Origin of the sequence: Litorivivens lipolytica (assembly GCF_014191715.1) — a bacterium.
Lineage (GTDB): Bacteria > Pseudomonadota > Gammaproteobacteria > Pseudomonadales > Spongiibacteraceae > Litorivivens > Litorivivens lipolytica.
Genome location: NZ_JACHWY010000001.1, coordinates 87,244 through 107,375, shown reverse-complemented (window position 1 = coordinate 107,375; position 20,132 = coordinate 87,244). Strand labels below are relative to the sequence as shown.

Below are 20,132 nucleotides of genomic sequence, written 5' to 3'. Positions count from 1 at the left end.
ATTCGATTACGGGGTTTACGGCTTCTTGAACGAGGCACCGCTGGGTTTCCTTTTTGGCCTGATTGGCTTTCTGATTCTCCTCTCTGGTTTTTTCTCTGGCTCTGAAACTGGCATGATGGCGCTCAACCGCTATCGCCTGCGTCATTTGAGCAAGAGCGGGCACAAGGGCGCCCAAAAAGCCAGCAAACTCCTCGAAGAACCCGAGAGCCTGATCAGCACCATTCTGATCGGTAACAATCTGGTCAATAACCTCGCCGCAGCAACGGCCACCATTCTCGCCATTCGCCTCTACGGCGACAGCGCTGTGGTGATCGCCTCCATTTTGCTGACGCTGGTGTTTCTGGTCTTTGCCGAAATCATCCCCAAGACGATCGCGGCCTACAAATCCGAGGCCGTCGCCTTCAAGGTCAGCTATATTCTGCTGCCACTGAAAGCCCTGCTCCACCCACTGATCTGGATCATCAATCACTTTATCCGCGGCTTTCTGCGCCTCACCGGCTTTGAAGCCAAAAACGACGCCGAACACCTGAGCATCGACGAACTGCGCACGATTGTCGGCGAAGCCGGCCAGATGATCCCCCAGCGCCACCAGCATATGCTGATGAATATCCTCGATCTGGAACAGGTCACGGTCGACGACATCATGATTCCGCGCAACGAGGTGTACGGTATTGATCTCGAAGACAGCCACGATGTGATTCTGAAGCGCCTGCAGGAATCAGAATTCACCCGCATGCCGGTGTTCCGCGAAGACATCAACAATATTGTTGGCATTCTTCATCAGCGCGATGTGATTAGCAGCATCAATACCCGCGGCGAAGTCGATCTGGACAAGCTGATGGGCATTATCAAAGAGCCCTACTTCGTACCGGAAAGCACACCTCTGCATACCCAGCTGTTTAACTTCCAGAAACACAAACACCGTCAGGGTGTAGTGGTCGACGAATATGGCGTGGTGCAGGGCATTATCACGCTGGAAGATCTGCTGGAAGAAATCGTTGGCGAGTTCACCTCCAACCTGCTGGAAGAGATCAACAAAGATATCGTCAACCTGAAGGACGGCACTCACCGCATTGACGGCACGGCCACGATTCGCGACGTCAACAAATCACTGAAGTGGGAACTACCGACAGACGGCCCGAAAACACTGAATGGCCTGTTGCTGGAGCATCTGGAATCCTTTCCGGATGGCCCTTGCTGCGTCAACCTCAACGGCTGCCGTTTTGAAATAGAAGCGCTAAAAGACAACCGCATTGAAAGCGTACTGGCCTGGAAAAAACCGAAGAAGACCAAGAAGAAAAAAAGCGACTGACATTGTTGCGCTTTCGCACTTTGACTCCAACCCCGCTAATCCGGTTAACTCACGGCTTCACTTGGCTTTGAGGAAGACCCCATGAAAATCGATATTCCCGACGCCCTCCCCAACTGGATTCGCGAGCATATTGAACTCTACCTGCGCGACCCGGAAAAAGCTCACCTCTGGGACAGTAGCCTCGGCGGCGGCAAAGGCCTGCTACACACTCTGCTGCTGATTACCCGCGGCAAAAAAAGCGGCGAGTTGCGCCCCCTGCCGCTTATTTATGGCGAGGACAACGGCAACTACATTGTGATCGCTTCGAAAGGCGGCGCGCCTGAACATCCCGCCTGGTATACCAATCTGCAGGCCAACCCTGAGTGTGAAATTCGCGTGGGTAGCAAGCAGATGACGGCACTAGCCCGCACCGCCAGCGGTGAAGAAAGAGAACGTTTGTGGGCCAAGATGTCTGCGATCTACGCGCCCTACAATGATTACCAGAAAGCCGCAGGCGACCGGGTGATTCCAGTAGTCGTGCTGGAGCCGACTGAGGGTTAACGCAGCAGGCGTCGAAAGGTTCGTTTGAACGAATGGGAAATCGTTGTCCAATCTACTGGAAAGATAATGGGCAGCGATTGCCCCTCGCGCCAGGCCGGATTCAAGCGCTCGAAATTCTCAGTAAGTAGCTGAGCTTCCTCGCCCCGCGCCACCGACTCTGAATCCGCGATATTCTGATTCACCACCACGCCGGGCTCAGGTTTCCAATCCTCACCGAAATAATGACGGGAGAAATAATCCAGCGCGTGACGTTCCCACGCCGTGGTTTTGTCATCGTGCAGGGCCCGCACATTGCCTGTGGAGCGCGCCAGCGATACGTAACTTTGCGGGAAGGCCGTGGTAACAAAATACAGATGTCGCAAACCATAGCGCCGGAAAGCTTTGGGCAGAATCAACCACGGCGCAAGCATGGTTTTGTAGTGGCCGCGATAGTCCTTATCAAAATAAAAGTACTTGGAATAAAACAGCAAGCCCTTACGGCTTTCATGTTCTACTGGAATCTGGGCGATGGTGAAAAAACCGCCAAGGGTTCCATCCGGAGCATGAAAAGACGCCACCAGCGAATTGTCCGCTGAGATAAATTCCGAAAAGTAAGCTTTGTCGGCCTCTTCTGACTTGCTCAGGGTGATATAGCGGAGGCGCAAGGCCCAGAGTTCGTGTATCAATTCTGGCGACAGGGCCGGCCCGTCGGTCAAACGAATGGAAAGCGGTTTCGCCACAGCGTATACATCTCTTTTAAGGTTTTATTATTGTTGAATAACTGATCAATAGATCAGGCGAGATTATAGTGCTCTTTCATCCGCTGCCGCGATTCAATGACCACGGCGCGCTTTTTGTCTTCGGAGTAATCAGACCAGTCAGTGATTTCTTTCAGTGTGCGGAAACAGCCCACGCACAGATCGTCGTCATCCAACGAACACACACTGATGCAGGGGGATTTAACTGGCATAGCTTTTACAAGGTTGGCGTTATCCGTCATCAATCTGCCTGATCATCTACTTTGAGGTCACGGCGAAAACGCTGGCCATTTTCCACGTAGTGGCTTGCTGAAAGTCTCAGCGCCGCCTGCTCATCGTCCGATAACATGCGCTTCACCTTAGCGGGCGCACCCAGCACCATGGAACCATCGGGAATCTCGGTGCCTTCGGTTACCAAGGCATTGGCCCCTATCAGACAGCCCTTGCCAATTTTTGCGCCGTTCAAAACCACCGCATTAATACCAATCAAACTACCATCGCCGATCTTGCAGCCGTGCAGCATGGCCTTGTGGCCAACCGTAACGTCTTCACCGATTTCCAGCGGCAGACCGGGATCTGCGTGCAGAACCGAGCCATCCTGAATATTGGTACGCGCGCCAATGGAGATTTTTTCGGCGTCGCCGCGAACCACTACGTTAAACCAGATGCTGACTTTTTCTGCCAGCGATACATTGCCGATCACGGTGGCGTTATACGCAATGAACTGATCGTCACCCTCGCGTTGAACCTTCAGGTCACCCAGTTGAAACAGCATTATTTCTCTCCTGTACGCGTCTCGATGGGCAAGTTTGCATCGAGCAGTTCATTGAGCATGTCGGCCAAAACCATCGCCGTCACGCCCCAGATATCGTATTCCTGAAACTGGAAGCGGGCCACGCGCTTAGTGATACCCTTGTCCAGCACTTCCACCACCGAGAACAGCCTACCATCAATCAGCTCGTCGAGGGGCACGTAGAAGGCCGCATCCAGTTCGCCGTAGTTGATCTCGAAATCCAGCCCCGCCGACAGAATACCCAGATAGGGCGTCATGCGGATATTGGTGCGGGTAATGCGCTGATCCAGCGGGCCCAGGCATTCAAACTGATCGGCAGCGACGCCCACCTCTTCTTCCATCTCCCGCACGGCGGTATGCAGCAGGTCGTGATCGTCGTCATCTTCCTTGCCGCCGGGAAAGGCAATCTCACCCGCATGCAAACTCAGATTAGGCGAGCGTTGAGTTAACAGTACACCGGGGCGATCGCTGTTATTCACCGCCACCACCACCGCCGCATCCGGGTAATCTCCATCAATGGTGCGGGCCTCGTAATCGCCAATGCGATCACGCAGGGTCTGCAGTAGCGGGGAATTACTCATCAATATCCACCAGCTGGATCACTTCAAAGGCGGGTTCTTCATAGGGGTGAGCGTCGCGCAAGGCGCTGACAACTGCTTTCAGGCGCGATTCCTCACAGAGCATTTCCACCCGATATTCGGCGACGGTTTCAATTTCACCCTGCTGACCGATAAAAGGCTTGCTGCCGTCCAGCGGCCGGAACTGACCCTGCCCCAAGGTCTGCCAGGCGCAGCAGTCGTAGTCACCCTGACGCCCGGCACCGGCGGCAAAAAGCGCCGTTTTGACTTCTTCCGTATGGGTTTCGGGTATGAAGACAATCAGCTTGTACATCGCTCCTCCCGTTGCTGGCTTTCATAAAAGGCGTCGGCAAAGGCATCCAGCGCATTGTTCTCAATCGCCTTGCGAATACCCGCCATATGGTTCTGGTAAAAGCGCAGGTTGTGAATGGTATTGAGCTGGGCGCCGAGGATTTCCTTGCAGCGATCCAGATGGTGCAGGTAGCCCCTCGAGAAATTCTGGCAGGTATAGCAGTCGCAGTTTTCATCCAGCGGCGCCGTATCGTGGCGATGACGCGCATTGCGGATTTTAACCACACCGCCCGAGGTAAACAGGTGACCGTTGCGGGCGTTGCGGGTGGGCATCACGCAGTCAAACATATCCACGCCCCGGCGCACGGCTTCGAGAATATCTTCCGGCTTGCCGACGCCCATCAGGTAGCGAGGCTTATCCGCCGGCATGGTGTGGGCAAGATGATCCAGCACGTTGAGCATGTCTTCTTTCGGCTCACCTACCGATAATCCGCCAATGGCATAACCGTCAAAGCCGATCTCGGCCAAACCTTTCAGCGATTCTTCGCGCAGATTCGGGTACATGCCGCCCTGCACAATGCCAAACAGCGCAGATGGATGATCGCCGTGTGCTTCGCGGCTGCGCGCAGCCCAGCGCAAGGAGAGCTCCATGGAATCCCGCGCCTGCTTTTCAGTCGCAGGGTACGGCGTGCACTCGTCAAAGATCATGACAATGTCGGAGCCAAGATCGTGCTGCACACCGATGGAGGTTTCCGGATCGAGGTAGACCTTGCTGCCATCGACGGGTGACTGAAAGCTCACACCCTCTTCCGTAATCTTGCGCAGCTTGCCCAGACTCCACACCTGAAAACCGCCAGAGTCGGTCAGGATGGGCCCTTTCCAGCCGCTGAAATCGTGGAGGTCACCGTGGGCTTTAACCACTTCGGTGCCCGGCCGCAGCATCAGATGAAAGGTATTACCCAGAATAATTTCCGCGCCGATCTCTTCGATATCCCGCGGCAACATCCCTTTTACGGTGCCGTAGGTGCCCACCGGCATAAAGGCCGGAGTCTGCACTTTACCGCGACTGAAGGTCAGCTCGCCGCGACGGGCTTCCCCATCGCTGCCACTGATACTGAAAGACATATCGCAGTTGCGGGACACGCTTATACTCCTGACGCTTGGGTAGACGTAGAGGGAAAGACCAGCATGGCATCCCCGTAACTGAAAAATCGATAGCGCTGCTCGACGGCTTCTGCGTAGGCCGACAGCACCTGCTCGCGCCCGGCCAGCGCACTGACCAGCATAATCAGGGTGGATTCGGGCAGATGGAAATTGGTCAGCAGCATATCCACACTGTGGAAGGTATAACCGGGGTAGATAAAGATGTCACTTTCGCCGGTGTAAGGCGCAATCTCTCCAGACTGGGAGGCGGTTTCCAGACTGCGCACCGAGGTGGTTCCCACCGCCACAACCCGACCACCGCGCGCTCGGGTGGCTTTCACCGCCTCGCAGACTGCTTCGTCTACCTCGAGATATTCCGCGTGCATGTGGTGGTCCTGAATATTCTCCACCCGCACCGGCTGAAAGGTGCCCGCTCCCACATGCAGGGTCACAAAGGCTGTTTCCACGCCCTTGTCGCGGGCTTTGGCCAGAATCTCATCGGTAAAATGCAGGCCCGCTGTGGGCGCGGCCACCGCGCCGGGCTTTTCGGCGTAAACCGTCTGATAGCGCTCTTCGTCGAGGGTTTCGTCGGCACGATCTATATATGGGGGCAGCGGCATATGACCGATGGCTTGCAATACAGTGAGCACCGGCTCATCAAATTCCAGCTCGAACAACTCGCCCTGCCGGCCCAGCATGGTGCAGTGAGAGTGCACCTCGCCCTCATGCTGGCGCACCAGCGACAACCGTGCGCCGGCCTTGGGGGATTTGCTGGAGCGCACATGCGACAACACCGTGCGCTCGCCAGTTACCCGCTCAACCAGGAATTCCAGCTTGCCGCCGCTTTCCTTATGACCAAAGATTCGACCGGGAATCACGCGGGTATTGTTGAACACCAGCAGGTCGCCGGCGCGCAGAAAATCCAGAATATCCGGAAACTGGCGATGCTGAACCTCGCCTCGGGCGCCATCAAGTACCAGCAGTCGGCTCTCGTCGCGCCGGGCAGCCGGATAGCGGGCAATCAGCTCGTCGGGCAAGTCAAAATGAAAGTCGCGGGTTTTCATGGGGGTAATGATCATAAAACAGGCGCGAAGGTTACCGGAAAACGCAATTTCCCTCCAGTTGAGTGTGAAACCCTTTGACCCCATCAATCGGGTTGCTATAATCGCGCGCTCTTTCATCCTGTGCCAGAGTGGTGAAATTGGTAGACACAGGGGATTCAAAATCCCCCGGGGTAAAACCCGTGCCGGTTCGAGTCCGGCCTCTGGTACCATTTAAAAAAACCCTCCGATAATTCAGCCCATTGCGCTTCAGAACAAGTGTACCCCGGCCGGACGAGAACCGGAGAGGTTCGTCGCGCTAGCACCACATGACAATCTAGTCACCTACCTTCAAGCCTGAGGCACAAAGCCCCAGTAATGTTACACTTCCATCCCGCTGCGACAGGCCCTTATTCCCGGCAGCCCAAAAACAAAAAAGACTGACAGGAAGTAACATGCGACAGAAATCTCAACAGGCACTGCTGGCCGCCTTCTTGGCTGGCACCAGTACTGTGGTTCTCAGTGCCGAGCTGGAACAAGTCATCGTTTCCGCCAACCGTATCGAACAGACCCAACAGCCACTGAACAGCCTTTCCGTGATCGGCGAACAAGCCATCGACCGGGTTTCCCATACGCACATTAATGAACTGTTGAACCGCGCGCCGGGTGTCTGGATTTCACGCGGTAATGGTCAGGAGCATCTGACCGCAATTCGTTCTGCGGTACTGACCGGCGGCGGGTCCTGCGGTGCCTTTTATATGGCACAGGATGGCATTCCCCTGCGCGCTCCCGGCTTTTGTAACGTTAATCAGCTGTTTGACGCCAATAGCGAGCAGGCTGCACGGGTAGAAGTGATTCGCGGGCCGGGTACCGCCGTGCACGGCTCGAACGCGCTGAATGGGGTGATCAATGTGATCACCAAAGCCCCAAGCGAAGAACCCTCCACGCGAATTTCTGCTGAAGGCGGCCCTCACGATTACGGCCGGGTAAAGCTGGAGCACAGCCAGGGCAATGAAACTCATCGCTTTGGTTTTTACGGCAATGGCGCCCATGACGGCGGTTATAAAGATGACTCTGGGTTCGACCAGCAGAAGATGACCCTGCGCTATGACTACTCCGGCTCTACCTGGAGCAACCAGAATGTGCTGACCGCGACCAACCTGAATCAGGAAACCGCAGGTTTTGTACTGGGTCAGGATGCTTACAAGGTTGATGCCCTGAAAAAATCCAACCCCAACCCCGAAGCCTACCGCGATACCAGCAGCGGCCGTTTTTATAGTCGCTGGGAGCGTGAAGGCAGTCAGGACACGCACTTTGTTGTAACACCCTACCTGCGTTACACTGAAATGGCGTTTCTGCAGCACTTTCTTCCCGGCACACCGCTTGAAGAAAACGGCCAGAAAAGCGCCGGGGTGCAAACTGCTTTTTACAGCAACCAGGGTTCACACACCCGACTGCACTATGGCTTCGATCTTGATCTTACCGAAAGCTATTTAAGGGAAACGCAAGAAACGCCAACCTTTACCCGCTTCGGCACAGGCTTTCCCGGCGGCAAGCACTATGACTATGAAGTGGATGCAACAACCGCTGCATGGTTCGTCGGCGGCACTTGGCATCCCAAAGTCGAGCGCGAACTGAGCGCTGGCGTTCGCTATGAAATTCAACGCTACGACTACGATAACCTCATGCTCGACGGAAACACCGATGAAAACGGTGTGCCCTGCGCAAGCCCCTGTCGCTATACCCGTCCGGCGGACGACAAAGACAATTTCTACAACTGGTCTGGAAACCTCGGCTACCGCGAAGCCCTCAGCGACACCGTCGATGCGGTCGTTCACTTTTCTCGTGGCTTCCGCGCGCCGCAGGCAACGGAACTCTACCGCCTGCAATCCGGCCAGATAAAAGCCGATCTGGATTCTGAAGAAGTCACCAACGCCGAGATTGGTCTGCGCGGCAACTGGTCACGGGTCAGTGCGTCCATCACCGCTTACCGTCTGGAAAAAGACAACATCATTCTTCAGGACAGCAATCGCCAAAACGTGAGCGGTGGCAAAACCCTACGCCGCGGTATTGAACTGGAACTCGGCTGGAAGATTCTCGACAACCTGCGTTTTGACTTTCAGGGCAGCTACGCCAAGAGCCAGTACGACAACGACGTGTTGGGTGTAGAGGATAACGAGATCGACACAGCACCTCGTCAGATGGCTAGCGCCCAACTGCTGTGGAAGCCCTTCTCTACTACCAGTGCAGAAGTGGAATGGGTTCACGTCGGCGAGCACTACCTGAATGAAGCCAATACGGCGATGTATGACGGCCACAATCTGGTGAACCTGCGTTTGGCACAGGGCCTTACCAAGGGTCTGGAAGTTTCGCTGCGAGTCACCAACGTGACCGATGAAGATTATGCAGAGCGAGCGGATTTTGCGTTTGGTAACTATCGCTACTTTATCGGCGAGCCGCGTAGTGCTTATGTGGGGTTTACGGCGGAGTTTTAATCAACACCTCCCTCACCCCGACCCTCTCCCACAGGGAGAGGGTGCACACTGAGCAGGATTAGCTCAAAGGCGGAATCCCCACCGCCTTCTTAACCTTCGCCAACAGCTTCCCTGCTCGCGCTCTAGCCTTTTCCGCACCCTTGCGCAGTTCCGCATCCACAAAGGCTGGATCAGCCATCAGCTTTTCATATTCGTCACGCGCTGAAGACAGCTCTTCGTTAATCAAACCGCCCAGCTCTTTCTTGGCCTGTCCCCAGGCAATGCCCTCTTCGAACTGCTTGCGCATCCATGCGGTTTGATCCTTGCTGGCAAAGGCCTGCCAGATCTGAAATACCGTTGAGGTATCCGGGTCTTTCGGTTCACCGGGTTCCAGCAGATTGGTTTTGATCTTGTTGATCGACTTCTGCATTTTCTTTTCGGTGAGAAACAGCGGGATGGTGTTGCCGTAGCTTTTGCTCATCTTGCGACCATCCAGGCCGTTCAATACCGCAACGTTGTCGTCAATCTGCGCTTCCGGCAGGGTAAAGGTTTCGCCGTAAAGGTGATTAAAGCGCTGGCCGATATCGCGGGCCATTTCGATATGCTGAATCTGATCGCGACCGACCGGCACCTTATGGGCATTAAAGGCGAGAATATCGGCGGCCATCAAAATCGGGTAACTGAACAGGCCCATGGTGACACCGTAGTCCGGGTCTTGCTGCTCGTCTTCATTGGCTTGTACCGCCGCCTTATAGGCGTGGGCGCGGTTCATCAGGCCTTTGGCGGCGACGCAGGTCAGCACCCAGGTCAGTTCCGGAATTTCCGGCACGTCAGACTGGCGGTAAAAGGTGGTGTTGTCAGTATCCAAACCCAGCGCCAGCCAAGTGGCGGCAATCTCGCGGGCCGACTGTTGAACTTGCGCCGGATCGTGGCATTTGATCAGGGCGTGGTAGTCCGCCAGGAAAAAGTAAGAGTCAAAATCAGAGGATTTGCTCGCGGCAATGGCCGGGCGAATCGCGCCCACATAGTTTCCGAGGTGGGGAGTACCGGTGGTAGTGATGCCGGTCAGAACGCGAAGCTTGTCGGATGACACTGAGGGGCTCCAGAATAATCACAGGGTAAACGAAGGCGCCTATGATACTGGCTCTCAGCCGAAATTGTTACCAAGTGCCTGCCCGATAGCCTGCCGGTATGGCTTCTCCAGAGCCTCCCAACTCAGCCGGAAAATATCAGGCGCTGGCGGCAGCCCCCACTCTGCCCAGCGCGATAGCTGATCCGCCAGCGCTTCACTCTCAGCAGCAGAGTCATCCTTAAATCCGGGGTAGCGATAGGCTTCGTTAAAAAACTCCGGATAACACAGTCTGTCCGGCAGCAAGGGCACACACCCCGCCTGAACCGCCTCCATGATCGACAGCCCCTGAAAGTCGTGCAGAGAGGTTGAAAGCACCACATCCTGCTTTTGCAGCAAAGCAAGGTACTCCTCCCGATCCGCGATAAATTCCGGGCAAGTCACTGTCACACTGCCTTGGGGCAAGGCCAGCAGCGCCTCCATGGCGGGCGGTATTTTGCGGAATCGCTGTCCGAGCACGGTCAATTGCAGAGACACCTTGCGTTTATTCAGCACAGAGACCAGTGCTAACAGGCGATCGACGCCCTTGTCATACTCCCAGCGATGATTCCAGACCACACGCAAGGGCTCGCCCAACCCTCTCACCCTTGCCGGTGAATCCATGCGCACCAGCGGTACCGGCAATACCTGAGCGCGAGCACGCACATTCTTAAACCACCCCGCCGCAGGTACCTGATCCGGCAGTTTTCGGCAAAGCGCTTCGCAACCCGCCAGCAAGGTATCCAGATTAAATTGCGAGTTGAACCAGAGCGCATCAGCCGCCAGCGCTGCGTAAAGGTTGACCATCTGCGGCTCCACCCGCTGTTGCGCGGCGCCCTCCGGCGAAGGCGGATATGCAAATTGGTTCTCGTGAAAGTACGCCACCCATGGCACGTTGCGCCACGCCGGCACCAAGCCCCGCAGCGTCGCAATATCAACTGTGGAGGTGGCAATAATCAGATCAAAGCGTGCATGCAACTGAGTTTGATCGCTACTCAGCCAGCTCAGGGGATTGCCGCGAATTCGCCAATTGAAATAGCGCGGCGGCAGGGTAAGCGCGTCCCATTGATATTCCGGCAGCGCGGTCATCATGCCCTGCAGCCAATAGTCATGGCTGGCGGCGTGATAGGCAGATAAAACGAGAATTCGCATAGCTGAGGTGACGTCTTATAAAGGCGCCACCCTAGCCTATTTTACGTCAGCTGTCGCCGCCCCTATCGGGCTTCGAGGTAGGCAAGGGGTTTATGTAGGCATAACGCTCCTTACCCTTGGCATTACAGCCGGCCTGAACACTCGGCGATTTACAGTCTTTAAGTTTGAGACCGTAGACAACGCTGAAGGCCAACACATTTTTAATGTACTCCCGGGTTTCACCGTAGGGCAGGTTTTCTATCCAGATATCGGCGGGCATCGGTTCTTTCTGGCGCGCCAGCACCCGGCGAATACGCTCCGGACCGGCGTTGTAGGCGGCCGTGGCGAGTATATGATTGCCACCGAAATCCTTGAGCAGCCGCCCCAGATAATAGCTGCCCATCTCAATATTCACCGTCGGGTTGTGCAGATCCTGCACTTTCGGCGAGGGCTTACCGAGCTCGCGGGCAATGGTCTGGGCCGTGCCCGGCATCAACTGCATGACGCCGCGCGCACCGACGCGAGACTGGGCGTGCTCGGCAAAAGCACTCTCCTGCCGGGCGATGGAATAGGCCCAGTTCAGATCGATATTGCGGTCGCGGGCATTGGTTTCAAAGGTTTTGGCAAAGGCCATCGGAAAGCGCAATTCCAGATCATCCCACTCCTTCGCCCGAATAGCCGTCATCACCGCCGCATGGGGCCAGCCCCATTCCAGCGCAACTTGTGAGGCTGCCACCTGCTCTTCGCGATTCAGCTTGCGTACGGCACGACGCCATTCAGCATCTGCATTGCGCACTAAACCATGCCAGTAGAGTTCTCGCGCTCGCTGTGCCGCCGGCATGGCTTGAATGGCTGGCATCAAGTCGCGATTAACCGTGCGCTTGGCGCCCAGCTGATAATCCAGCCCCAGCATATCGGCCGCCATAAAGCTGTAGTAGCCACGCTCCTGGGCCAACTGTTTAAGGCTGGCTTTGGTTTCATCCGTCATAGTTTGCTGGATTTCGATATCCGCGCGCGCCCACCAGTACTGCCATTCGGCTTCGTTGCGAATATCACTGGGCAAAGCCTTGATAAAGTGCTGTGCGGCTTTCCAGTCCCGATCTTTCAGTGCCAGTCGGACCCGCCACTCGGTCAAATAATGATCCTCGAAGTTCGGGTCATTGGCGTTCAACCAATCCCGCGCAAAGGGCGCGCCGCCAGCAATAATCTGCCGGGCGAAGGTGTCCCGCAGGCGGTGATTTTCCTTCTGCGTAAACTGAAAACGCCGAGCCAACTGATGCCACAAGGGGTTTGTCGCTTCGTAATCACGCGAGGCCAGACGCTTGAGACTCAGCATGACCAGCTCACGATTAAAGGGTGTAACCTCCAGACTGTCTCCAAGCTGGTGAAGGCGCTCGGGCTGCCGCAGCAGTTCACGGGCGGTTTCGGTCCCCTTGACGCGCCGCAGGAGATACAGGGCCAAGCCGCTTTGCCCATTCTGTATCGCCAATTCCGCGCGGCGTTGGTGCATCTGTTCAATCTGCTCGACACTCAACCGTGACAGCCACACTGACAGAACCCTGTCGCAACTGTCTGGCAGGGAATACCCTGTGAGCCAGAGGGACTGGGTTTCGGTGTCGGCACGGACATCTTCACCGGTCGCACGAAGGGCACGGATGAAATCGCAGCGCAATCCGCGCGGTGCATTGCCGCGGATTGTTGCCAAAAAGGCATCCCACTCTTTATTACGCGCCAGCTTGGCACGCCAGGCCTGCTTCATCAGAGATCCGACAGCCGTGCCCTTGTAGCGATTGATTTCGTTATTCGCCTGTTCTGGCGTCATGTCGTACATGGTTGCCTTGAACAGTTCCAGATCCAGATACGGCAGCAAGACATAGTCCTGAAGGCTCTCGCGCAAGTGCCGGGCTTCCGGCAGGCGGTCATTGCGCGCATCCTCAATCGCCACCACAAACATCTCGCGCTGCAGCTCTAAACCGGTTTTGGGTTGACTCTGACTACCCGCACAGGCGAACAGGCTACCCATTGCCACAATTAGAATACAAAGCAACCTGCTGCCGGGACCAATGACGGGGGGGCACGCTGAAAAAACTGACATAAGCCTCGAACAAGGCATGGTATAGACACCTCGGATTCGGATCAGCCAGCGCCGGCCAGCTGCCGCTTGTGATGACTTGCTATTTATAAGATGTCGCATGGCTCGCGAGCCACACGCTTGATACACACAGATGTATCACATCGGCCGAATAGACAACAGGCACTTTTTAACACCCCTTCCGACATGGCGAGCTGTCCGGGTAGCTTCTACGCTAAAACCAAACCAATGGGGTCGAGAAGAAAGGCTCGCAGCAGAGAACAATTCGCGGTATCTGCCGCCTATCCTCTGCCACCCGGTCATGCCACGCTGCTGGCAGGGCTTTAACGATAACAAGAACAGGTGATAGAGCATGAAAAAACCGGCTGCAATAGCAAGCTGCTTGGCCATCGGCCTGGCCTCTCCCGTCCTGTCGGATACCGGGCGCCAACTGGTAGAAGTTCTGGTTACCGCCCAGAAACGTACGGAATCTCTCGGCGATGTGCCCGTTTCCGTAACCGCCGTAGGCGCCGATAAGTTAAATGAAGCCGGCATCGAGAACCTCTCCGACTTGTCGGAATACACACCCAACTTCAAACTGGTGGACAGCGGTCTGGTACCGAATGTGTATATGCGCCGCATCGGCTCGGGTTCCAATCAGGGCTTTGAACTCTCGGTGGGCATCTTTGCCGACGGTATTCATCTCGGGCGCGCCCACCAGACCCGCGCGGCCTTTATGGACGTAGAGCGCGTGGAAGTGCTGCGCGGCCCTCAATTTGGAAGCGGCGCTGAATTTCTAAACAGCGCCGACCGCAGGATTCTCTTCCTTTGTCGAACTCTCAGGCGCGACAACTTCGCTTTCTACCGCGCTAAACACGTAGCTGGCTTCGACGCTCTGAATGGCCTGCGCCCAGGTCACGTCGGGGCGTTCGGCGGAATAAATCGGGTTGTTGCCCTTGCTGTCATAGTAGTAGCTATTGGAACCCGAGCAATTACCTACTCGCTGCACCGATTCCGACAGCATCGTATCCATCGCACTCATATAACGGTCTACGGCTGCGTCAGACACTTCGATAATGGGCCGTTTCTTAGACTGTGCGGCTTTCAGGCAAGCGACAATCTGGGCGCTGATCATATCGGCGGTTTCGTACCAGCTGGTCCCACCCGCATAGGGAATTCCAAGATTCAGAAACAGATTGGGAAAGCCGCTAACGGCTGCCCCGCGAAACGCTTTGAATCCTACCTGCTCGTGCCAATAATGGCGCAAATCTCGCCCACCCCGCCCGGTAATTGAGAAAGCCGGCAAGCTGGTTGATGCCTCCCCCAGAATATTGAATCCGGTGGCGAGGACGATCACGTCAAAGGGCTCAGCGGTGGTGCCCCCCTTTGTAACAACACCGCTTGGCGTCAGCTTTTCGATCCCGCTGGTGTTTAAGGTCACATTCGACTTTTCAAAGGTACGGTAGTAGTTATTTGAAAAACTCGGACGTTTGCAGCCGAGGCTATAGTCCGGCGTAAACTGACGAATCAACTCCGGCCTTTTTAATTGCCGGCGGATATTCCAGCGGCCAGCCCATTCCAGCGCGCGGTGAAAACGCGGGTGATTGCCCGAGGACACCAGAGCAACTGCGAGAAAGTGGCCAATGCTCTTGTGCGCCAGACGATGATAGCGCTCGTGCAACCAAGGCAGTTTTTTAAAGGCCCTACGCATTACAGAGGGCACACTAAAATCCGGTTTGGGTAGCAACCAGATTGGCGTACGCTGATACACGGTAAGCTGCTGCGCGCACTCTGCTACCAAGGGCACCAATTGAATGGCGCTGGCGCCGGTACCAATAACAGCAACTCGTTTGCCGCTTAGATCCAAACCTTCCGGCCATTGGGCGGTATGGAAGATTTCGCCCTTGAAGTCTTCCAAGCCGGGAAATGACGGTATTTTGGGTGAGTTAAAAGCACCAGTGGCTTTAATCAGGTATCGGCACCGAAGGGATTCACCTTCAGATGTTGTTACCTGCCACAAGGCGTTCGATTCATCATAGACCGCTGATTGAACGGCGACGCCGTAGCGTGTTTTCTGTGGCAGACCGTATTTATCCTGAACCTCGCGTAGATACTCCAGAATCTCATCACCTTCCACATAGAGCTTGCTCCAGTCCGGGTTTTTCTCGTCACGGTACTGATACAAGATTGAAGGGATATCGCAGGCAACACCCGGATAGCGATTATCACGCCATACGCCACCGGGGCAGTCCGCCGCTTCCAGAATCATCAGATCGGTAAAACCGTTGCGGCACAACGCCAATGCACTGCTGATGCCCGACAAACCGCTGCCAACAATCAGAATCTCTACGTCGGTGAGTTGGCTCGAATCCATTATAGTGCCCCTTCCGTCGGTTGCTGTCGCGCTGCTGAATGGGAGAGTTTTTCACGGCCACCCACGCGAGCCTGAAGGCCAGCGTTTTCTTGAATGAAGACCGCGGCCTTTTCCAATGCCACCCGCGCTTCTGGCAGACCAGTGCGGTACAGCAGAGGCCAGACATGCCACATGCCTTCCCAAAGGGTCAGTTCGCAGTTGACGCCTGCCGCCCTCGCGCGCTGATGAAAACGCAGGGAATCATCCAGTAAAACCTCTTCGGTCCCCACCTGAATCAAAATCGGCGCGAGCCCTTCAAGTTCACCGAACAGGGGTGATACCAGGGCTTGATCAGGCGTTTGACCGGCACAGTAGGCCGCTGCTGCGGTTTGCAGCAGCGCGGGATTTGCCAATACCACCTCGCGAGATTGCCGCGCCACGATAGACTCGCCGCTTAGGCTCAGATCAGTCCAGGGAGAGAGGCAGCAATACGCAGCCGGTTGTCGAAGCCCCAATTGCTTCAAGCGCAGGCCCGTGGCCAGCGCCAAACCACCACCAGCGGAATCTCCGGCCAGGATGATTTGCTCCGGGCGAACGCCCTGTTTCAGCAGCCAACGCCAGCATGCAATGCTGTCTTCCAATGCTGCGGGAAAAGGCGCTTCCGGGGCCAGACGATAGTCCAATACCAGGCAGCGAGCGCCAGCGGCTTTTCCAAGCCGTCCGGCAAGGTCGCGATGGCTTAAAGGCGAACCGCTGATATAGCCGCCGCCATGGAGGTAAAGAATCACAGGGGCTTCAGCGCCAACCCGTGCTGGCACCAACCATTCAGCTTTTATTGCATTGCTCTTACCAGGAACTAGCACAGAAAAGCGCGAGAGCCCGGCGGGCATCCCACTGAGCAAGCCCATAAAGTTCAGATGCCTGCGGGATTTTCCAATATCAATCCGCTTACCGCCCAGGAGCAAAGCAAACACGCTGCGGGCAATCGGTTTAAGCAATCGACCCCAGCGACTTGACGGGCCGGCATGAACTATTCCAGGCGTCATGACGTTACAAACCCCGCACGGCATGAAACACCTTGCCGTAATTTGCCGGCAAAAGCCGCGCGATCACATCTGCCAGTTTGGCGGAATCACCGGCAAGGATACGACGCTTGCGACGTTCTACGCCTTTGATGATGGCGGCCGCAAGATCCCGCGGCTCGGTTTTCAGGTAGCGGCTGGCATTGTCGATGCACGCCTTTTCGTAGGCTCCCGCATTCACACCCAATCGCCCAGCGGCACCGATATTGGTTTTGATACCACCGGGATGCACGCAGCTTGCATACACACCACTGCCTTCCAACTCACGAGCCAAGGTTTCGGTAAATCCTCGCACTGCAAACTTAGCGGTGGAATAGGCGCTGCTCGCAGGCGTCGCAAACAAGCCCAGAATGCTGGAGATGTTAACGATGTGCCCTTCACCCTGTTCCAGCATGATCGGCAGAAAGGCTTTGGTGCCGTGCACTACACCATAAAGGTTGATGCCCATAACCCAGTCAAATTCATCCATCGTCATATTGTTCACGCTGGCATATAAGGCTACGCCAGCGTTATTGATCAAGAGATGCACCCCGCCGAAGTCACGCCTAATGTCGGCTGCGTGGGCAAACACGGATGCCCGACAAGACACGTCCAACGCGTAGCAACGAACCTCGCAATCCACACTTTCCTGGTGTATTTCCGCCTGAGTCGTCGCCAGCCCAACCTCGTCGACATCAGACAGCGCCAGTTTGGCTCCGCGTCCGGCCAACTCCAGCGCCAATGCCCGGCCTATGCCAGAACCGGCCCCGGTGATTACGGCAACTTTTTCCTTAAGTGATTTCATGCTGTTCTCGTTGTCAGGCAACTTGGGATGAGGGGGTGGTGAATCGCTCGCGCAGTTGATACTTCAGAACTTTGCCGGAGGGGTTTCGCGGCAAATCTTCAGCAATAAATAGTTTCAGCGGAATCTTGTAGCGTGCCAGCTTGCCGTCGCAGAAAGCCCGCAACTGCTCTAGATTCATTTCATATCCGCCTTTTACCACCACAACGGCGGTTACGGCTTCGCCCCACTTGTCATCTGGCAGCCCAATTACAGCAACTTCCTGAACCGCATCGTGCTGATAGATCACGGCTTCTACTTCGGCGGGATAAACGTTCTCCCCACCCGTGATCACCATGTCTTTCTTCCGGTCGCTCACATAGTAAAAGCCATTCTTGTCCTGATAGCCGATATCGCCACTGGAAAACCAGCCGTCGTCGGTCAGCACTTCAGCGGTCGCTTCGGGCTTGTTCCAATAGCCGCTCATGACATTGGGGCCGCGAATGCAGATCTCGCCCTGCTCACCGGGCTGTACCTGGTTACCTGAGCCGTCAGTTATTTTCACTTCGGTAAAGAACACCGGCTTGCCCGCTGCGGCCGGGTGAGTTTTGGTATCTCCCGCGAGATTCATCAGTGCATAGGGCGCGGTCTCGGTGAGGCCGTAGACCTGATAGAACGGCAGCCCCCGCTGCTGGTAGCGTTTGATCAGTGGTGGCGGCACCGGAGCGCCACCACTGAGCAAGGCGCGAACCGATGACAGATTGGTAGTATCAAAGTCCTCATGCTGGCTCATAAAGAGCAGCATCGCGGGCACACACAACAACGCATTAACCTTTTCTCGCTCGATCGTCCGCAGAGTTTCACCCGGATCGAACATGCGAAGAATATGCTGGTGCGCACCCCGGAAAATCGCTGCGAGCGCCGCACAGTTCAGACCGGCAATGTGGTACATCGGGCAGACCGTCAGTATCACCGCGCCGTAAATGTCTTCGACCAAGCGAAGATTCAGATCATTCCAGAAGATATTGCCATGGGTGAGCATTACACCCTTGGGCGTTCCCGTTGTCCCAGATGTATACATAATGAACGCGACATCTTGGGCAGACACGGATGTATGCTCGAGCAAGGGATGGCAATCATTCAGAGAGACTTCGTAATCCGGAATACTTGACTCCGACAGGTCAACACCCAGCAAGTGTTCGGCGCAGATCTCCGACTGAATGTCTTCTATCGTGCTCTGCATAAATTGATCGAAGATCAGTGTCTGCAAGCCGGCATCATTAACAATGTAGGTAAGTTCCGGTCCTGAAAGCCGATAGTTCATCGGTACAAAAATAGCCCCCAGACGCGCTGCCCCAAACAGAGTCTCCAGAAACGCCGGGTGATTTTGGCCAACATAACCAACGCGATCGCCCTTACGGACGCCTTGCTGTTTCAGCAATCTCGCCAATCGCCGACAACGCTCGTCAAACTCAGCGTAAGACCAGGTGCTGCCTTCAAAACTGATGGCTGGACTCTGCGCATTGCGAATGCACACGCTATTGAGAATGGAGGTGAGATCAATGGCTGCGTGACTGGACATGTGCTTCTCTCCCTTATGACGATGCGCTGCGCACCGAGAGCTTCGTTGCATTGACATTGATACTAAGTCAGTACAAACAATCGTGATTGACGCGAGACACCTAATATTTGACAGCACACGCAAAGATCCAAAATCTCTTCAACACAAAGAAAAAAGCCGGCATTTGCCGGCAAAAAAGAGACTGTCTGGATGAGTTCACAGGAACCCTCCTCAGCTAACGGGGAAGCCTGCAGCAACCAATTGGCTGCCGTAATGATAAAAAGCCAGCACTAGAAGACAGGCAACAGCGATGGCTATTTCACTGGTAAATCTCAAGATTGCAGGTGCGTGCCCAGCCTCCATAAAATGCACGACAACCAAGCGCACTTTAAAAAATGCAATCAGCAGGATCATGGACGATCCACCGATAACCACATCAACCGTCGGCAGCGTGCTCATGTACCAGGACACGGCGGTAGCAGACATCAGCAACAACCAGACAAGGCTGGTACGAGTAAGTAACAAGTCCCGCATCATCTCACCAGATAAAGTAAAGGAAAGAGAACAATCCAGAGAAGATCCACCAGATGCCAATAGGTAGCTCCGCTCTCCAAGGTGGCCAGTCGACGCTCACCAGGTTTGGAACGCTTTAACACAGACATCATAAAAGCCAATACACCAAGGCCAATCAGCAGGTGAATAAAATGAATGCCTGTGAGTACAAAATAAAACATGAAAAAGCTATTCGTCAGCGGAGTAATACCCTGCTCAAATTTCTCGCTGTACTCGATGACCTTGACCACACCAAACCCAAAACCGCTCAGCCAAGCTAACTGGAAGAGGCGCATGGCCAAACGCTGCAGTTCACGGCGCAGCGCATGAAGCGCGGTAACAACAAACCAGGAGCTCGCAAGGAGTAGAAGCGTATTTACTGCGCCTAGATGCATATTCAACTGGTTTTGAGAATCGCTATACAGCGCGAGAGCCTGACTTCGATAAGCCAGAAAACTGACAAACAGCAAAACGAAGACAAAGGCGTCTCCCAGAACTAATACCCAAACTCCAGCCTCGCCAGGAATATGCTTGTCGGTCGCCTTGGCATCAACGCTGACGGCGGTGTTATCGATTTCTTGTGCCAGTTCCATAAATCACCTATAG

At 55.3% G+C, this 20,132-nt stretch carries 19 protein-coding genes, 1 tRNA gene and 1 pseudogene; 5 read left to right on the top strand and 16 right to left on the bottom strand.

Translation table 11 applies throughout. The features are described 5' to 3' along the window. Positions 1-25 precede the first annotated feature (25 nt). Together FHR99_RS00445 and FHR99_RS00440 are read left to right on the top strand one after the other, a co-directional pair. Positions 26-1,312 carry an HlyC/CorC family transporter gene (locus tag FHR99_RS00445; protein ID WP_183408575.1) on the top strand — a complete coding sequence of 429 codons (1,287 nt, stop codon included), beginning with the start codon at positions 26-28 and terminating at the stop codon, positions 1,310-1,312. Positions 1,313-1,393: 81 nt separating this feature from the next. Further along, positions 1,394-1,852, top strand: coding sequence for a nitroreductase family deazaflavin-dependent oxidoreductase (locus tag FHR99_RS00440; RefSeq protein ID WP_183408574.1), 459 nt, complete (start codon positions 1,394-1,396; stop codon positions 1,850-1,852). On the opposite strand, the gene FHR99_RS00435 is transcribed toward FHR99_RS00440, so the two are convergent. From FHR99_RS00435 to queA, 7 genes are read right to left on the bottom strand one after another with little or no spacing between them, the layout of a single operon-like run. Next, positions 1,849-2,571 carry a hypothetical protein gene (locus FHR99_RS00435; RefSeq protein ID WP_183408573.1) on the bottom strand — a complete coding sequence of 241 codons (723 nt, stop codon included), beginning with the start codon at positions 2,569-2,571 and terminating at the stop codon, positions 1,849-1,851. The two genes, FHR99_RS00440 and FHR99_RS00435, sit on opposite strands and share 4 nt — an antisense overlap. A 53-nt stretch (positions 2,572-2,624) precedes the next feature. After that, entirely contained in the window at positions 2,625-2,831 is a 207-nt protein-coding gene (locus FHR99_RS00430) for a DUF1289 domain-containing protein (protein WP_246386422.1), read from the bottom strand. Next, positions 2,831-3,364: a gamma carbonic anhydrase family protein gene (locus FHR99_RS00425; protein WP_183408572.1), complete on the bottom strand. Its 534-nt coding sequence runs from the start codon at positions 3,362-3,364 to the stop codon at positions 2,831-2,833. Before FHR99_RS00425 ends, FHR99_RS00430 begins: the two co-directional genes overlap by 1 nt. Further along, positions 3,364-3,963: an NUDIX hydrolase gene (locus FHR99_RS00420; protein WP_183408571.1), complete on the bottom strand. Its 600-nt coding sequence runs from the start codon at positions 3,961-3,963 to the stop codon at positions 3,364-3,366. The genes FHR99_RS00425 and FHR99_RS00420 overlap by 1 nt, the downstream gene beginning before the upstream one ends. Next, positions 3,956-4,273, bottom strand: coding sequence for a divalent cation tolerance protein CutA (gene cutA / locus FHR99_RS00415; protein WP_183408570.1), 318 nt, complete (start codon positions 4,271-4,273; stop codon positions 3,956-3,958). Before cutA ends, FHR99_RS00420 begins: the two co-directional genes overlap by 8 nt. After that, positions 4,261-5,376: a tRNA guanosine(34) transglycosylase Tgt gene (gene tgt, locus FHR99_RS00410; RefSeq protein ID WP_183410057.1), complete on the bottom strand. Its 1,116-nt coding sequence runs from the start codon at positions 5,374-5,376 to the stop codon at positions 4,261-4,263. Before tgt ends, cutA begins: the two co-directional genes overlap by 13 nt. A 20-nt stretch (positions 5,377-5,396) precedes the next feature. Beyond that, positions 5,397-6,458: a tRNA preQ1(34) S-adenosylmethionine ribosyltransferase-isomerase QueA gene (gene queA, locus FHR99_RS00405; RefSeq protein WP_183408569.1), complete on the bottom strand. Its 1,062-nt coding sequence runs from the start codon at positions 6,456-6,458 to the stop codon at positions 5,397-5,399. Between the two features lie 122 nt (positions 6,459-6,580). Here queA and FHR99_RS00400 point away from each other — a divergent pair. Both FHR99_RS00400 and FHR99_RS00395 read left to right on the top strand, forming a co-directional pair. After that, positions 6,581-6,667, top strand: a tRNA-Leu gene (locus FHR99_RS00400). A gap of 222 nt (positions 6,668-6,889) precedes the next feature. Further along, on the top strand, positions 6,890-8,929 hold the full coding sequence (locus FHR99_RS00395) for a TonB-dependent receptor (RefSeq protein ID WP_183408568.1): 2,040 nt from the start codon (positions 6,890-6,892) through the stop codon (positions 8,927-8,929). Between the two features lie 58 nt (positions 8,930-8,987). On the opposite strand, the gene FHR99_RS00390 is transcribed toward FHR99_RS00395, so the two are convergent. The 3 genes from FHR99_RS00390 to FHR99_RS00380 are packed head-to-tail and all read right to left on the bottom strand — an operon-like array spanning position 8,988 to position 13,170. After that, positions 8,988-10,001, bottom strand: a complete 1,014-nt coding sequence (locus FHR99_RS00390) for a tryptophan--tRNA ligase (protein WP_183408567.1) — start codon at positions 9,999-10,001, stop codon at positions 8,988-8,990. Between the two features lie 54 nt (positions 10,002-10,055). Then, positions 10,056-11,168 (bottom strand): tRNA-queuosine alpha-mannosyltransferase domain-containing protein, encoded by a 1,113-nt coding sequence (locus FHR99_RS00385; protein WP_183408566.1) that lies wholly within the window; start codon positions 11,166-11,168, stop codon positions 10,056-10,058. A 46-nt stretch (positions 11,169-11,214) separates the two neighbouring features. Continuing rightward, on the bottom strand, positions 11,215-13,170 hold the full coding sequence (locus FHR99_RS00380) for a transglycosylase SLT domain-containing protein (RefSeq protein WP_183408565.1): 1,956 nt from the start codon (positions 13,168-13,170) through the stop codon (positions 11,215-11,217). Positions 13,171-13,591: 421 nt separating this feature from the next. Between FHR99_RS00380 and FHR99_RS16630 the strand changes: the two are divergent. Continuing rightward, positions 13,592-13,981, top strand: a pseudogene (locus FHR99_RS16630) (TonB-dependent receptor plug domain-containing protein); the annotation flags it as partial. Positions 13,982-14,014: 33 nt separating this feature from the next. On the opposite strand, the gene FHR99_RS00375 reads toward FHR99_RS16630, so the two are convergent. The 6 genes from FHR99_RS00375 to FHR99_RS00350 form a co-directional block, all read right to left on the bottom strand. Beyond that, positions 14,015-15,592 carry a flavin-containing monooxygenase gene (locus FHR99_RS00375; RefSeq protein WP_183408564.1) on the bottom strand — a complete coding sequence of 526 codons (1,578 nt, stop codon included), beginning with the start codon at positions 15,590-15,592 and terminating at the stop codon, positions 14,015-14,017. Then, positions 15,592-16,617, bottom strand: coding sequence for an alpha/beta hydrolase (locus FHR99_RS00370; RefSeq protein ID WP_183408563.1), 1,026 nt, complete (start codon positions 16,615-16,617; stop codon positions 15,592-15,594). Before FHR99_RS00370 ends, FHR99_RS00375 begins: the two co-directional genes overlap by 1 nt. Before the next feature lie 4 nt (positions 16,618-16,621). Next, complete coding sequence (locus tag FHR99_RS00365; protein WP_183408562.1) at positions 16,622-17,437, bottom strand: SDR family NAD(P)-dependent oxidoreductase; 816 nt, start codon at positions 17,435-17,437, stop codon at positions 16,622-16,624. Positions 17,438-17,450: 13 nt separating this feature from the next. Beyond that, positions 17,451-18,995 carry an acyl-CoA synthetase gene (locus FHR99_RS00360; RefSeq protein WP_183408561.1) on the bottom strand — a complete coding sequence of 515 codons (1,545 nt, stop codon included), beginning with the start codon at positions 18,993-18,995 and terminating at the stop codon, positions 17,451-17,453. A gap of 210 nt (positions 18,996-19,205) precedes the next feature. Next, positions 19,206-19,508 carry a cytochrome C oxidase subunit IV family protein gene (locus FHR99_RS00355; RefSeq protein WP_343067308.1) on the bottom strand — a complete coding sequence of 101 codons (303 nt, stop codon included), beginning with the start codon at positions 19,506-19,508 and terminating at the stop codon, positions 19,206-19,208. Next, positions 19,508-20,119, bottom strand: a complete 612-nt coding sequence (locus FHR99_RS00350; protein ID WP_183408559.1) for a cytochrome c oxidase subunit 3 — start codon at positions 20,117-20,119, stop codon at positions 19,508-19,510. The genes FHR99_RS00355 and FHR99_RS00350 overlap by 1 nt, the downstream gene beginning before the upstream one ends. Positions 20,120-20,132 lie beyond the last annotated feature (13 nt).

Excerpts from the sequence above, each read along its gene's own strand:
- cutA (WP_183408570.1), bottom strand. The coding sequence starts at position 4,273 with ATGTACAAGCTGATTGTCTTCATACCCGAAACCCATACGGAAGAAGTC.
- FHR99_RS00440 (WP_183408574.1), top strand. The coding sequence starts at position 1,394 with ATGAAAATCGATATTCCCGACGCCCTCCCCAACTGGATTCGCGAGCAT.
- FHR99_RS00430 (WP_246386422.1), bottom strand. The coding sequence starts at position 2,831 with ATGACGGATAACGCCAACCTTGTAAAAGCTATGCCAGTTAAATCCCCC.
- FHR99_RS00360 (WP_183408561.1), bottom strand. The coding sequence starts at position 18,995 with ATGTCCAGTCACGCAGCCATTGATCTCACCTCCATTCTCAATAGCGTG.
- FHR99_RS00380 (WP_183408565.1), bottom strand. The coding sequence starts at position 13,170 with ATGGGTAGCCTGTTCGCCTGTGCGGGTAGTCAGAGTCAACCCAAAACC.
- FHR99_RS00370 (WP_183408563.1), bottom strand. The coding sequence starts at position 16,617 with ATGACGCCTGGAATAGTTCATGCCGGCCCGTCAAGTCGCTGGGGTCGA.
- FHR99_RS00385 (WP_183408566.1), bottom strand. The coding sequence starts at position 11,168 with ATGCGAATTCTCGTTTTATCTGCCTATCACGCCGCCAGCCATGACTAT.
- FHR99_RS00395 (WP_183408568.1), top strand. The coding sequence starts at position 6,890 with ATGCGACAGAAATCTCAACAGGCACTGCTGGCCGCCTTCTTGGCTGGC.
- queA (WP_183408569.1), bottom strand. The coding sequence starts at position 6,458 with ATGAAAACCCGCGACTTTCATTTTGACTTGCCCGACGAGCTGATTGCC.
- FHR99_RS00355 (WP_343067308.1), bottom strand. The coding sequence starts at position 19,508 with ATGCGGGACTTGTTACTTACTCGTACCAGCCTTGTCTGGTTGTTGCTG.
- FHR99_RS00375 (WP_183408564.1), bottom strand. The coding sequence starts at position 15,592 with ATGGATTCGAGCCAACTCACCGACGTAGAGATTCTGATTGTTGGCAGC.
- FHR99_RS00420 (WP_183408571.1), bottom strand. The coding sequence starts at position 3,963 with ATGAGTAATTCCCCGCTACTGCAGACCCTGCGTGATCGCATTGGCGAT.
- FHR99_RS00365 (WP_183408562.1), bottom strand. The coding sequence starts at position 17,437 with ATGAAATCACTTAAGGAAAAAGTTGCCGTAATCACCGGGGCCGGTTCT.
- FHR99_RS00425 (WP_183408572.1), bottom strand. The coding sequence starts at position 3,364 with ATGCTGTTTCAACTGGGTGACCTGAAGGTTCAACGCGAGGGTGACGAT.
- tgt (WP_183410057.1), bottom strand. The coding sequence starts at position 5,376 with ATGTCTTTCAGTATCAGTGGCAGCGATGGGGAAGCCCGTCGCGGCGAG.
- FHR99_RS00350 (WP_183408559.1), bottom strand. The coding sequence starts at position 20,119 with ATGGAACTGGCACAAGAAATCGATAACACCGCCGTCAGCGTTGATGCC.